At 37.9% G+C, this 14,541-nt stretch carries 11 protein-coding genes and 2 riboswitches; all 11 genes read right to left on the reverse strand.

The genetic code is table 11. The features are described 5' to 3' along the window. Positions 1-156 precede the first annotated feature (156 nt). The 11 genes from WQ54_RS00775 to WQ54_RS00825 all read right to left on the reverse strand — a co-directional run bounded on the left by WQ54_RS00775 (position 157) and on the right by WQ54_RS00825 (position 14,538). Positions 157-3,891: a 5'-nucleotidase C-terminal domain-containing protein gene (locus WQ54_RS00775; RefSeq protein WP_052737605.1), complete on the reverse strand. Its 3,735-nt coding sequence runs from the start codon at positions 3,889-3,891 to the stop codon at positions 157-159. Between the two features lie 491 nt (positions 3,892-4,382). After that, positions 4,383-5,588, reverse strand: coding sequence for an MFS transporter (locus WQ54_RS00780; protein ID WP_331434631.1), 1,206 nt, complete (start codon positions 5,586-5,588; stop codon positions 4,383-4,385). A 583-nt stretch (positions 5,589-6,171) separates the two neighbouring features. Continuing rightward, the gene (locus WQ54_RS00785; RefSeq protein ID WP_046510672.1) at positions 6,172-6,408 is read right to left on the reverse strand and encodes a hypothetical protein; all 237 of its coding nucleotides are present in this window, start codon (positions 6,406-6,408) and stop codon (positions 6,172-6,174) included. 126 nt (positions 6,409-6,534) lie between these two features. Then, positions 6,535-7,401: a cation diffusion facilitator family transporter gene (locus WQ54_RS00790; protein ID WP_046510674.1), complete on the reverse strand. Its 867-nt coding sequence runs from the start codon at positions 7,399-7,401 to the stop codon at positions 6,535-6,537. Between the two features lie 213 nt (positions 7,402-7,614). After that, entirely contained in the window at positions 7,615-8,385 is a 771-nt protein-coding gene (locus tag WQ54_RS00795; RefSeq protein ID WP_046510676.1) for an APH(3') family aminoglycoside O-phosphotransferase, read from the reverse strand. Positions 8,386-8,423: 38 nt separating this feature from the next. Next, positions 8,424-9,557, reverse strand: a complete 1,134-nt coding sequence (locus tag WQ54_RS00800) for a phosphotransferase (protein WP_046510677.1) — start codon at positions 9,555-9,557, stop codon at positions 8,424-8,426. Positions 9,558-9,647: 90 nt separating this feature from the next. Then, on the reverse strand, positions 9,648-10,307 hold the full coding sequence (gene thiE / locus WQ54_RS00805; RefSeq protein ID WP_046510678.1) for a thiamine phosphate synthase: 660 nt from the start codon (positions 10,305-10,307) through the stop codon (positions 9,648-9,650). A gap of 14 nt (positions 10,308-10,321) precedes the next feature. Continuing rightward, positions 10,322-11,134 (reverse strand): bifunctional hydroxymethylpyrimidine kinase/phosphomethylpyrimidine kinase, encoded by an 813-nt coding sequence (gene thiD, locus WQ54_RS00810; RefSeq protein WP_046510682.1) that lies wholly within the window; start codon positions 11,132-11,134, stop codon positions 10,322-10,324. A 24-nt stretch (positions 11,135-11,158) separates the two neighbouring features. Then, positions 11,159-11,965: a hydroxyethylthiazole kinase gene (gene thiM / locus WQ54_RS00815; RefSeq protein WP_046510684.1), complete on the reverse strand. Its 807-nt coding sequence runs from the start codon at positions 11,963-11,965 to the stop codon at positions 11,159-11,161. Positions 11,966-12,055: 90 nt separating this feature from the next. After that, positions 12,056-12,166: riboswitch (TPP riboswitch) on the reverse strand. Between the two features lie 138 nt (positions 12,167-12,304). Then, positions 12,305-12,958 (reverse strand): 5,6-dimethylbenzimidazole synthase, encoded by a 654-nt coding sequence (bluB, locus tag WQ54_RS00820; RefSeq protein ID WP_046510686.1) that lies wholly within the window; start codon positions 12,956-12,958, stop codon positions 12,305-12,307. A 318-nt stretch (positions 12,959-13,276) separates the two neighbouring features. Continuing rightward, positions 13,277-13,471, reverse strand: a riboswitch (cobalamin riboswitch). 92 nt (positions 13,472-13,563) lie between these two features. Next, positions 13,564-14,538, reverse strand: a complete 975-nt coding sequence (locus WQ54_RS00825; RefSeq protein WP_052737606.1) for an agmatinase family protein — start codon at positions 14,536-14,538, stop codon at positions 13,564-13,566. Positions 14,539-14,541: the final 3 nt, after the last annotated feature.

The raw sequence follows: 14,541 nt of genomic DNA on the forward strand, positions 1-14,541 counted from the left end.
TGAGGATAGTTAGCGAGACTTTTCGGATCTTTACAGGCTGTTATCCCATCTTATCTTCATAGCTCCCCTTACGCCGATTATGTTTTTTCAGACTGTTAAAAGTTGTTATAAAACAAAAAGACTGCTAGACATAATCTAGCAGCCAAATATTACATACTAATTCACCTTAATTCCAGATATGATTTCTTCAATAAGCTTTGTTATCTCCTGCTTGTCTTGATCTGTCACCTGTTTACTCGGAAGTTGTTCAATTTTCTTTTTCACATCATTTAGAATAGAAATCGCTTGTTTAGGGTTAACAGGAAGAGTTCCTTCAGCCCTTTCAAGATGATTTTTGTAGGAGCGCTTAAGACCATTATTTAAGTCCTTTTCTAAAATTAAGTTTACTATATCCTTTATAGATGATTGTTTAATTGTGAAAGGAACTGTTTTCAATTCTTCTACGTTATGAACTTTATCTTTCGCTCGGTAAGATAGTGTGTATTCACCTTCATTTGCAATAGTTAAAGGCTGCTCGTATTTCAGCCATTCACCATCATTCAGCTTATACTCAATATAATTGACCCCAACACCTGCATCTGTTGCAGAAAGGGTGACTTTGACTTCCTTTGAGTACTCGCCATTTGTTTTATCAGGCTGTGACAAAGTGTGATTTGTGACTGGAGCAGTGAAATCCTCTGAAATTCGCCCTTCTGCTGTATAGAAAATCTCATGATCAAATCCTTTTACAAAATCAACAGTTGCTTGTAAATCCTCTGGTCCTTGAACAGTGTTTACACCAAGTTCGCCTAGAAGATATTTATCACTGCTATGAGGGTACATATAGTTATTAACAGTTACAGTATATGTGTCACCGGGATCAATTTTTGAACCGTCTGGTAAATAAATATCAATTACTTCACCATACGTACCTTTTGTATGGTCCCATGTATAGCTGAATCCTGAGATACTAACATCAGGACCATAACTGCTAAATTGGCTGTTAAGAATAGCTCTCAAATCAGCGCCTGAAATTTCAAGCTTGACTAATGTATTGCCAAATGGCTGAATATTAAATAATTCATTCCATGTAATATCTCCAGCGTTTAAATCATCCCTAATTCCTCCGCCATTCATTAAAGCAAAATCACTATCCATCGCAGCAGCCATACCATCTGCAATTAAATTACCTAATGCGTTATCACCAATTAATCCTTTTTGTGTATAACCGCCAGTCATTTCTGAACCTGCTTCGCCAACAACTTCATTAAGCTTTGGTCCAACTGCATCCAGGTATTGATCTAAAATTGTTTTTACCTCTTGATCCGGTTCTGTTTCTGTTTGGATGACATCAACAATTTCTGCTGATTTTTTTACAATGTCACCTGAAATACGGTCAATCTGTAAATCAACATCAGAAAATGCCTTTCCATATTCCCAAGCTTGTACTATCAATTTATTATCGACAACTGCATTTAGTTTTACATGATTGTGAGCAGCAAAAATAACGTCAACTGCATCATTTATTTTTGTTGCGATACTGGCAATGTCACCTGAAGCGGAATCCCCTGATTGGTTCCCTGGTACGTGAGCAAGGATAACAATTGCTTCAACACCTTGCTCCTGAAGCTCTGGAACATATTTATTAATGGCTTCTGCTTCATCGGTAAAACGGATATGTTCATTACCCTTTGCAATAATCATGTTTGGGGTTTCCGTTGTTGCTACACCAATAAAACCAATTTTTGCACCATTTACTTCTTTAATGGCGTATGGATCTAATACTAAATTTCCTGAGTTCTTATACTCTACATTTGCCGCAACCATCGGAAAATCAATTCCGTCATAATTCGGTGTTCCATTTGCATGATCTCCTCCATTTATAAGGCGGAGCATTTCATCAACACCTTCATCAAATTCGTGGTTACCCACAGTTCCGACATCAAAACCGATTGATTCCATCATTTCAACTGTTGGCTCATCCTGTAATAAAGCAGAAACCGGTGAGCTGCCGCCAACCATATCTCCAGCATGAACAATCAGTGTATTCGGGTTTGCTGCTTCTCGCTCGCGTAAGTATGCAGCAAGATAATCCATACGTCCATAATTCACTCCGTTTACAGTTCCGGTTACGTCCACTTTTCCATGAAGGTCATTTACTCCTAATAACTGAACGCTGATTGTGTCAGTTTCTATAATGCCAGCTGCGGTATAGCCATTATCTTCCGCCTCTTTTACACTAGCAAAGAAAATCCTCTTTTCTACAGGAACCTCTTCCCACTCTTCTGGAGTTACATACGTTTTTGTTTCTGAATTCCCCACAAATCTAGTAAAGCCTTTCCCTTCATCTCTGGCACGAAAGGCAAAAGGCAGCTCCATTAATGGATTGGCTGGATTCCAAATTCCGAGTCCGGCATCTTTTGCTTCTTTAACAGCAGCCTGGAACTTGTTATAATCTGCTTCATCACCTACCGGCCAAATGAAGTAGGTTGATGCATATCCTTTTTTCACCATTTCTAAATTCGTGTTCAAACCATCATGTTTACGAATAACTTGTGCCAATAAACGGCCGTAATCATCCGTTGCTTTATTCCCAAGTTTTACAATTACCTCATCACCAGGCTTTAATAATTCATTCAGATACGCTTTAGCCTTATTGCCATGATCTAACTGGTTTTGATCTGCTTCATTTTGGGGTGTATGATAGGTTTCAGGTGTATCAATATTGACATAACGAACTTTTGTTGACCCTAATACTGGGGTTTTTAAATGGATGGTATCGCCGTCAACTACACTTGCTACAGTTGAGATATATTCCCCGGCAGATTGAGGTGCTTCAGGCTGAGGATCCAGTAATTTAATATCATTCGTTTTGCGTGGCATAACCTGAAAGGAATCGTATTGACTCAATACTCCGGTAAATTCATACCATTTTCCAGCTTCAACAGCAGATATCGCATTTGTTGCTTCCATGATGCGAATGGTTGTACTGTTAAACGCTTCATCAATCACGGTTACATTGTAACCCCCGCCTGCTGGTGAGCTTGGAACACTTTGAACAAAACCGCTTGCTTTAACAAGCTGGCCTTCTTTTGGTTCTGCAAGTTCAGCGTTCGATAAATCTAATAAGCTCATTTCTGCCGGAGCAGGTAATTGGTTATTTTCTGAAAGGACTTCAATCCCATCTGTGTTCGGTTCAATTTCGGTTAAGCCTCGATAAGATGTAATCGTACCTGTCACTTTAATTTGCTGACCTTCTTTCAAATCTGGAAAACCGGCAGCAGAAATAGAAAAAAGATTAATACCGGCTGTTTCATCTTGAATAAAGGTAGACAATCTTCCGCCACCAATAGCAGAGTTATCAGCAGTTACCGTCCCAACAACCGTTACCTCTTGTCCTAATTTTGTTCGCGCATCTGCAATAGAAATTGGGTCACCTGGTATGACGGGATCAGGATCCACTGGGCCCGTACCTTCTGTGAATTCAATTGCAGTTGGAGATTTTATTCCAGGTTTCACAAAATATTCATTTAAACTACCAGCGATTCTTACTTTTTTCCCGATGATACCAGGATTTGCTGCAAGACCAAATGTGGAACGAAACGAAGATGGTAACTGAACAGGCATGATTTTCTCTCCGTCCTTTTCATTTGGTGAATCTGCAATAGCAAAATTAAAATCATTAGTAAATGGCGCTTCAAAATCAATTGAGGCAGAGCTGACCGTATGCCCTATGATATATCCTTCTACCGTCGCATTCTCTCCACTATTATTTTTAGCTATTGCTTCGGCTACAGTTAGCGGCACTTCTTGCGCCTTTGCTTTTTGTGTAAAATTTAATAGAATACTAGGAAATACCAACGATAAAATCAAAAATAAGGATAAAATCCTCCTAGCGTATTTGTGACCCATTTTTCTCCTCCTCATTGTTTATCAATCTAGTCTAAACTTACTATAATAATATTTAGCCATTGTAAATATTATGTAAATTTTCACAGAAAAATGAATAATTGGGATAAAACAGGTCGAAATTACTGGATTGGCCATTTTAAACCAATTTTAGTTTTTTTGTCATTCAAAATAGACAATATATTTGCATTTCATCCTATATCTCCTAAAAATATTCATAATATCTCTCTTTTGTCATTACGTCGCTCGACTGTTTTTTATTTGTACCACATAGATTTGAAATAAACGATGTTGATTTCTTTCTCTTTGTGTACATTTCCTTTAACGATTTAATAGCAAATAATCTTACTATCCACCTAAGATAAATAGAGAGCTATTGTTTAAACAAATCGTAAAACATTCAGTTTCTTCGGAATATACCTGATTAAAAAAGTAATAAAACGAAATGAGAGGATGATCTCCTTGATCATCCTCTCATTTCATAAAAACAATTTTCAGACGGCAATCGATGATTGTTTTTTCTTCCCCTGTCTTTGTTTACGAAAATCTACCAGTGTCATAAAAATAACGATAACAAAGCAGATGCTTGAAAACTGGAATACAGTACCCAGCCCGACAAATGCCGATACCGCTCCTAAAATAATGGCACTTAAACCTAAACCTAAATCAATCGATGAATAAAACATCCCATTGGCAATCCCGCGCTGCTCAGGCTTTGTTTTGGATAATACCCAAGCTTGAAGTGCAGGCATCATTGAGCCGTAGCCTATTCCGAATAATGATCCGGCTAAAATAAGCATCCCAACAGAATATGTATAGGATAAAACCCATAGGCCCGCTATCGTTAGCAAGGCACAAACCACAATCAATGACCAAGGTCCTCTTGCATCAAACCATCTTCCTGAAATTGGACGGACGATGGTGGCCATTACGGCATTACAGAAATAATATAGAAAGATTTGATCAATTCCCCGTTCTTGGCCAAAAATGACAATAAACGTCACAATTGCACCATAGCCAAAGGTTGAAAGAATTGTAACGACTGCGGGATACAAGCTATCCTTATCGATTAATGATTTAAAGAAAGAAAATTCCTTGGGATTAAAAGGCTTTTCCAAAACGGCTTTAGGTGTATGATACGTTCCCATCGCTAGAGTGATAATAGCAATCAGTCCTAAAATCACTGAACCAATGATCAGTGTTCCAAAACCAAAGTTTTGATACAAAAAGATTCCTAGGCTCGGTGCAACTATCATTCCAATGGTTACCGATAAGCCGAAGTAGCCCATTCCCTCACCAATTCGCTTTTGCGGTACCAGTTCAACGGCAACAGTTCCATTAACTGTAGTTGATACCCCCCATGCAAAACCGTGAATAAATCTGACAGCTAGGAAAAGCAAGATGACCGATGTATATGTATAGCTGATTGTTAAAAATAGTAAAATAACAGCCCCGACAACAACAAGCCATTTACGGCTGGTGGATTCCAGCATAAAGCCAATAAAAGGCCGTACGATAATGGCAGCAACGGCGAATAACGATGTGACCAATCCAATTTGCACATCAGATGCACCAAGTGCTTTTGCTTGTGGTGGCATTGTAGGCATTAACATCATAAAACTCATAAATAAAAAGAGATTTCCTATGATAAGTAAAAGAAATGATTTTGTCCAAAGAGCAGGAGCTTCCTTGTTTTCCATGTTCATTCCTCCCTTCTCTTGTTGTTTTATACCTTTACATTTTACAATAAGTATCGACCTCTCAGGGACCTTTTTATATGTATTCCACAAAAAGGCTTTTATACCTGCTTAATGTTTGACCAAGTTAACAGTGTTCTTAAATACAAAAGGCTTTTTTAAGTTTGACCCTTTTTCATTCAACGATCGTTTTGTTATCAAGTTTACTTGTAAATCTGTTACATGCGATAAGGAAAGGAGTGTAAAAAAGGGGCATGACAAACGCATTTAGCAGCAGTCATTCAAATTGCATATATCTGTTACTTAAAAACACTTATTTTTCATATTATTCCCCTAGCCAATTCAAAAGGTAAACCGAAAATCTAAACTGCTTTTTGAAGGTTATCATATCTTTTTATAACTACTGTTTGTAACTATATATATCCATTTCGTATGAAGCTAAATTTTAAAAAAGGTAAGGTGGTTAGTAAAAAAGGCTGACTGAAAGATGAAATAAATACCTTGTGGTTTCCTTTTAAGTAAAAAAGGGCAATCCTCTATTCTGGATTGCCCCTTCATCATCCATACAATTTGTTATATTACTCGTCTATAGGAGATTATTTTGATAGATCATTGCTGCATTTTGTGCTTCCTGAAGTTTCTGTTGAGCAATTTGGACATCCTCTTGTGCTTTCTCAACTTTCTGTTGGGCTTGTTTTAACTGGTGTATTTCCGTTTGTACCAGTTGCTGGGCTTGTAACAATTGTTGATTTTTAGCTTGCAGTAGCTGATGTGCTTTTTGAACCTCTTGCTGAGCTTGCTGTAAATTTTTTTGTTGTTCCATACATGCTAGCCTCCGATTATGAATAATATTCCTAATCCATATCGTGCACATTTCTTAAAAATTTATGCCAGCTATAAATAGTACTTGCACCAACTTAACACAAGTTCCCACTTTCCAATAATGTAGTTAATTTGGTTCAACATGTACATGCACATCATAAACTCCATGCTTATCCTTAAGAACCTCTTCAACCTCTGTAGATATATCATGTGCATCACGAATCCCTAGGTTTGAATTGACGAGAATGACAACATCGACCACGGCATTATTCCCATAATTCCTTGCTTTAATGTCCTTTACACCCTTTACCCCGAACTGAGATAATATGGTTTCTTTGTAAGCATCCATTTTTTCAGTATCATATCCATCTGTTAAATGATGTGAAGCATCTCTAAATATATCCCATGCTGTTTTACAAATAAGCAAACCTACAACAAAAGCAGTTAACGGATCCAGCCATGGCAAGGCAAATTGTGAACCGATAATCCCTATCACAGTGCCAATACTAACCCACGCATCTGAAAGATTATCTTTTGCTGCTGCCATCAGCCCTTGACTATTAATTTTCTTACTTAAATTTCGATTGTATCGATAAACCAAAAACATTATGATGGCACAAAAGATTCCTGTCCATGCGGAAATTAAATCTGGTGCCTCCTGCTTGCTATCAAATACAGATTGAAACGCTCCAAATAAAACCTGAATACCAACAACAATCATGATAAATGATGCAACCATAGAAGCGACTGTTTCAGCTTTCCAATGTCCATATGGATGATCTTTATCAGCCGGTTTTTGTGATACTTTAAGACCTATTAATACGGCAACTGAAGCAATGATATCTGTGGCATTATTTAAACCATCAGCCTTTAGTGCCTCTGAATTTGCTATGTATCCAATAAATAATTTAAGCGAGGATAAGAATATATAAGCAATAATGCTTATGATAACCCCTCGTTCTCCTAATTTTAAGTCGTTATATTTTTGTTCCATTCAATCTAGCCTCCACAATTCAATTCCTTGAACATCATAACAATTAATAATCGTGTGAGTCTAGAGCAATCTTGTTTCACTATTCTATACTAGTAATGCTCAGGCAAAAGAGTTTCCTAAAGTAAACTTTCTTCAACAATTTCCTTTGTTATGATCTCTATTTACCTGATAAAAATGTACTCTATTAAGTTACGACGATCGTCTAATAATCTACTAAAAAAATTCATCCAATAACTGATAGAATTCTATTTTTTCCTCATCCACTTTCTCTACCCCATATTCCTGTAGGAAAATTTGCACCATTTCCTCACCATAATTATAAATTATGCTTCGAACAGCCAAAGCTAAATCTTGATACCTGTCTGATATCCCAGCTCTCCCCAAATCGATAAATCCGCTAAATTGCCCTTTGTCGATGATAATATTTGGCAGGCAATAGTCACCGTGGGTAAAGACTAAATCCTCATTTTTTGGCTTACTTGAAATAAGTTGTTTAAATAATGCCTCTGCAGATGCTTCCTTTCTGCAATCATCAACATCCTCTAAATCCACAAGTCCATTTTTTACTCGTCTGTGTGCCTCAGCTATTTTTTTGTCTGCTCTTTCATCAAACGGACATTCTTTTATCTCTATTTCATGCATCATTCTAAGACCGGCAGCCAGCTGCTTCATTAAATTAGAAAGGTCACTTATATGGGTTTTGTTTGAGGCATCCTTCCCTCTTATTTCTGAAATAAGCAAGTATTCATTTTCCACGTCCTTTTCATAACAAAGAATAGCTGGTACCGGCAATTTTCCTTGCAGCCATTTTAACCGTTCCATTTCATCTGCTAAGCATTCAATTGCAGCTAATGATTGAATTTTTAGATACTGATTTGTTTTATCGCTTTGCAATACAAATGTTTTCGATTCTGACTGTCCAATCGTAATTCTCTCCCAGGTACAGCCCTCAACAAGTTCAGCTATTTTGTTTGGCAGTTTCATTTGTGTTCATCCCTTCCTCTTTAAAAAGATGCTTTAAATTAAAACAACTCTTGGTAACTAGCCAGGTTTAACAAAGAGTACAAATTATGCAAGGTATATTCCGGGTCCCACTCTTCGCCTTGAAAGCCTTGATCCAAATAAAACAATATTTCAATCATTCTTACTGAACGAATAAAAGGAATCAGAAGCTGCAGTTCATTTGCCGGAACAGGACCTCCTGCATTTTTATACGTTTGAACAAATTCAATTGCCCATTCTCTATTCAGAGTATGGAGCTTTTTATCCTTGCAAAGTTCCCAGGTCGCTCGTGCCAGTTCATAAGACAGCCAATCTGGTCTGCACTCATCCCAATCTATTACCGCAGAAATCTGATCATTTACTACTAATAAATTGCCGCGATAATAGTCACCGTGTGTTGGGGCAAAAAGTAAATCAGGATTTGCATTGGCTAGCTGAACAGTCCATTGTGAAATGTTACCCTTTAGTCGTTCAATCTCGTTTTTCATCTTAATCAATTTGGCAATACAACCATGCTGGTCTGGATGATCAAGATGGGATGTAAAAAGCTGTTGTGAATGCTTCTCTAACTGTTGTTTAAGCTTTTCCCAATTCCACATATGATTATGATTCCAATTGAGGTTTTTAATTGATGTATGAGCTGGATTTTTCTTTTTATTTGGAAATCGTTGGGCTGCCATATGCAATTTTGCCAGCATTTCTGCGGCTGCGTGTCTTGTTGCTTTCGTTATTTCGGGAATTACTCCTTCCATAAAGGGGTATAAGGATATGATTCTCCCTTCATGGAAAAAGAATGTTGTCCCGTCGACGAGCATAATTGGAGCGGGAATTTCCTTTATCTGCTTGTTCATATAATGCAATAACATATGTTCATATACTATGCTTTCTTTTTTCGTGGAACGGTGGCTTATTCGTAATACGTACCTTTTATTTTGCACTTTAAGGGAAAAAACGTCATTCCAATAACCGCCTTCTAAACGGTGGAATTCGACAATGTCTCCAGTTCCATAACTGTTCTTAATAATATCTAGTAGCATTGCAGATAACTCCATAGTATTGCTCCACCCTTTTTTTATATAGATCAAGTATTTATACCTCATCATTCTTCTACTTAACTTATCTAATTCCTCCATAAAAAAATGAGGAAATCTCAATAGAAATTGCCCCCTCAAACCACCAATGGATATGTTTGAGGGGGCAGTCCGCTTTCTTTGAGACAACCTCATCATGATAAATTAATCTTTTTATATTAACTGATCTACAATAGCTCTTAGCTCGCTAGCACGTTCTGTTGGATTTTCTGCAAGACTAATCGCTGAAATGACGGAAACACCGTTACCGCCGCTATTGATAACTGGTGCTGCATTTTCAGAAGTAATCCCTCCAATTCCAACAATTGGGAGATCGATACCTTTTTCACGGATCTCCTTAATAAGTGTTGTTCCTTGGGCTGTATTTGCATCCTCTTTTGTTTTTGTCGTGTAGATCGGTCCAATCCCTGCATAATCTGCTCCATCAACAATCGCCTTTTCAATCTCTTCAAGATTATGAGCGGATACACCTAAAATTCTGTTTCCGATCTTCTGTCTTACTTCCATTGCTGATGCATCATCTTGTCCAATATGAACACCGTCAGCATTAAGGGCAAGGGCTAGTTCAACATCATCGTTCACGATAAAAGGGATAGAATAGTTTTTACATATAGCTTGTAATTGTTTAGCGAGGAGAACTTTTTCATCACCGGTAAAAGAACCTGATCCTTTTTCTCTAAACTGAAATAGTGTAATCCCCCCTTTAATCGCTTGTTCAAGCACTGCTTGAGGGGCTATTTTACAATTATTGCTTCCCATAATAAAATATAAACGCAATAACTCATTCATTTGTATTCTTGAAATTCTGTTCAAACACGATCTCCCCTTTACTGACGAATCTTTGCGTGCTGTTGTTGATAAGCCCAGTGGTTTGTAGGACCATGGCCATTTCCAATTTCTAAATCCGCTTCAATTGCAGCCTGGATAAAGCTTTTGGCTGTTTGAACAGCTTGTTCAACCGTGTTACCTTTTGCAATTTCTGCCGTGACGGCGGCAGCAAATGTACAGCCTGTACCATGAGTGTTTTTTGTTGCAATACGCAAGCCTTTATAATAAGTAAACTCTTTGCCATTATATAAGACATCGACTAATTCTTCCCCATCATCATGACCGCCCTTGATTACAACATACTTTGCACCAAGTCGATACAAGCGTTTAGCTGCTTCTAACCGGTCTTCCATAGTTCGAATCGACATATCAGCCAGAACTTCTGCCTCAGGAATATTTGGAGTAATGACCATCGCTAATGGTATAAGATATTGTTTAAGCGCAGCTACAGCCTCATTTTGCAATAAAGACGCACCGCCTTTAGCTATCATAACAGGATCTACCACAACATGCTCCCATTGAAACTTTTTCACTGCCTCAGCAACAGACTGGATAATTTCACTGCTAAATAACATCCCTGTTTTTACTGCATTTGTTCCTAAGTCATTCCCAATTGCTTCAATTTGATTAACAACGGCTTCAACGGATAATGGATAGACCCCATGAACACCAAGGGTATTTTGTGCGGTAACCGCGGTTATGGCTGACATGCCAAATACGTTTAGTTCTTGAAAGGTTTTTAGGTCGGCCTGAATACCGGCACCACCTCCGCTATCTGAACCAGCAATAGTTAAAGCTTTTTTTATAGCCATTTCCAAAGTCTCCTTTAACTTAATTTACAGTTTTTCGATTTTAGCGAACTGATTTACATCTTTTGGTGAAACATTTGCCAATTGATTCAAAAATTCAATTTGAAAGCTTCCAGGTCCGGCTTGAGCCGTTTTTTCAGCTGCTAATTCAGCAGCCACCCCATATGTCGCAAGTGCTGCAACTGCAGCCTGAAGCAAGTCCTTTTCAACTGCCGCAAATGCCCCAACGACTGAGCTTAATAAACAGCCAGCTCCCGTTACTTTTGTTAACAGCTGGTGACCGTTGTATACAACAAAAGTATGGTGTCCATCTGTTATGACATCTTCTTTACCAGTTATTATGACAAGTGTTTTTAATTTTTGAGCTGCAATTTGCGCCAATTCAATTGTATTGCCAGCACCTTCTCCTGCATCAACACCTTTAATCGTCCATGTTTCCCCAATAACATTGGCAATTTCAGCTGCATTTCCTCGTAAAATTGAAATCTTTAATTCTTTGACTATTCGCTGGGCAGTTTCTGTTCGATAGACAGTAGCCCCTGCACCAACTGGATCAAAAATAACTGGTACATCATAAAGATTTGCTGACTTCCCAGCAATCACCATCGCCTCAACTTCATCAGATGTCAATGTCCCAATATTTAAAACTAATGCACCTGCCAGTTTTGCCATATCGGCAACTTCTTCCTTCGCATAAGCCATAACAGGTGATGCACCTAATGCCAATAACCCGTTTGCTGTAAAGTTTGTAACAACAACATTTGTTATATTATGAACAAGCGGATTTTGCTGTCTTACTGCTCCTAACGCAGTGTTGATTTGCTCGTTATTCAATTCAATTTGCTCCCTTCACATGATCCATCGATTCATAACAAGTGTAAAATCATACAAAAAGAGCACTTTGCCTTCACGCAAAGTGCTCTTAGTTTCCCTAATCACATTCCCTACGCTGGCATTATCCAACAGGTTCCAAACGGTCAGCAGCGGTATAACTGCAATCTCAGCCGGTTTCCACCAGCACCCGAAAAAAATTGATTTTACAGGTAGTTTACTTAAACTAGAGGAAAAAGACAAGGGGTATAGAAATTCTTAATCTGAAAAATCCTTTTTTAATAATTAAGAAATTAACCTATCTAATCTATAAAACTATTGAACTTTTTTTATTTTCAATATTCATTTTTCAGCCAATTCTCCCCATTTATCCTTATAAATTAGACTTTTTAATGACTTCCTTTTTTCCCAATTTGCTGTTTCAAGCAAAGGAGCCTTTGGGTATGCATTTGTATAACCAATGGATAATAAAGCTACTGGCTCAATATGGGGAGGAATCGTCAAAATTTCTCGAATGTCTGACTTTTTATAGAAACTAACCCATCCCATGGCTAATCCTTCAGCACAAGCTGCTAACCACATGTTTTGTATGGCACACGCAGTTGACATGATATCCGTTTCCGGAATTGAATTACGACCCAATACATGTGCCCCGCCTCTTGTCGGGTCACATGTTACGCATATCGTCAATGGGGCTTCTTTTAATCCTTCAATCTTTAGTGTCAGAAACTTCGATGCCCGATTATCTGCTTCATAATGAATAGCAAGAGCTCTTCTTTCCTTATCTGCTGCCCATGCTAATTGCTCTTTGATTTCGTTCGATTCAATCAAAATAAAATTCCATGGCTGCATGAATCCTACAGAAGGTGCATGGTGAGCAGCTTCTAATATTCTTACTATTGCCTCTTGTGGTACGGGATCAGTTAAAAAAGTGCGAATATCTCTTCTTGTTGAAATAACCTTAAATAGCGCTTCTTTTTCTTCATTTGTGAACATAGGAAAACCACCACCGGACTTTTTGGATTTTTAATAATGTTTTTTTAAAAATAAGATATTTGCAAAAACATTAACTCCTCTCTTATTTGCCTTTTTTTAATAAATTCGGAAAGGGCAGACTAAAAAAGACGTTCATCTAGAACGCCTTGCAAAAGCTCTCGTCTTTCCAATTTGAATTTTTTGATAACTTCTATTTAGTAAAATTTATTAGACATTACACTGATTTTTTCTAGAATGATGGGCGTGATGATGTTTTTTTTCTTCATGACTTCTTCAGTTCTATTTTCATAAACTCTCTTTGCATCGCACTCCGAAGGTCGGAAGCAAACAATTAAAAGCGATCTTCCTGACTTGTGTCTAAAACTTACTTTTGTCCCTTCCTTGAATTATTTTCCAATCGCATGACAATTTCATCGACACATACAGTAACAGGTGCTGCATCAGATTCTCACTGATTTCCCTACTATCTTAAAAGGCAATTAACTTGTGGGCACTTTTAATCTTTACTACACAGTCTATTAAACTATTCTTTATTTTATTTAGCAAGCATAATAAATGACAAGCTTTTTATCACCCTTTTTCATCGACCGAATAGACGTTGGAATTTATTTCGTTTTCAGGATAGAGCCCGTAATAAATTGCAGCCATGCATATACACCGATCTTTACTGTTTCAGAAACATGCGAGTCTTTGCTTGGGTCTAAACAAACAAAATCAATATGCTTAACTTCAGAGTGTTTTCCAATTTCTAATAAGCTTTCAAAAAGTTCAATCGCAGACATTCCTCCTGGTGTGGATGCAGGTACACCAGGTGCAACAGAAATATCCAATACATCCATATCAACCGTCACATAAATTCGGTCAACTTTTTTTGCTAAGTCGTCTAATGCTCTCTTTATTGTTTTTATTAACCCCTGCCTGCGCGCTTGGTTAAGAGTTACCATTTGTATTCCATGATCATTTGCATAATCGATTAGCGGTTTTGCATTAAAATAGCCATGCAGGCCAATATTGATAACATGCTCACCCATGACATGGCGGCCATCAATGAGTTGACGGATCGGTGTTCCATTTGCTGGTCCTAATTCGTTTGGATCCCTTACATCTAGATGCGTATCAAGCTGTAACACCCCAATCGTCTCTTCTGGAAATGCCTCTTTTATCCCGCGAACCGCACAGGCTGTTGTTGAATGGTCACCGCCAATCATGCATGTTCGTGTGTTTGGATAGTGTTCGGCAAGAAAAGCAGTTGACCTTTGGATGCGCTGATGTGATAAAAGAATATCAGTGGTATGCATCATAACATCCCCCGCATCACCTACATGGAAGAAGCTCAAATCCACATTTTCATCTAAATTATAAGTTGCAAAACTTTTCCACATCCTGCGAAATTCTGTTGGGTATAAAGAAGCTCCTGATACACTGATTGAAGACCGGGAAATTGGTGCTCCGTATAGGATAAAATCAAATGGTTGGTCATGTTCGCTAAGTGGTTTAACCCAATGATGAACATATGTCGGCTTTTCATTCAACGGTACATTCCACGACCATTCAGGCTGCTTTAAAAAATGTTCATTCAAGCT

Origin of the sequence: Bacillus sp. SA1-12, from assembly GCF_000981385.1 — a bacterium.
In the GTDB taxonomy this organism is placed as follows: domain Bacteria; phylum Bacillota; class Bacilli; order Bacillales; family Bacillaceae; genus Metabacillus.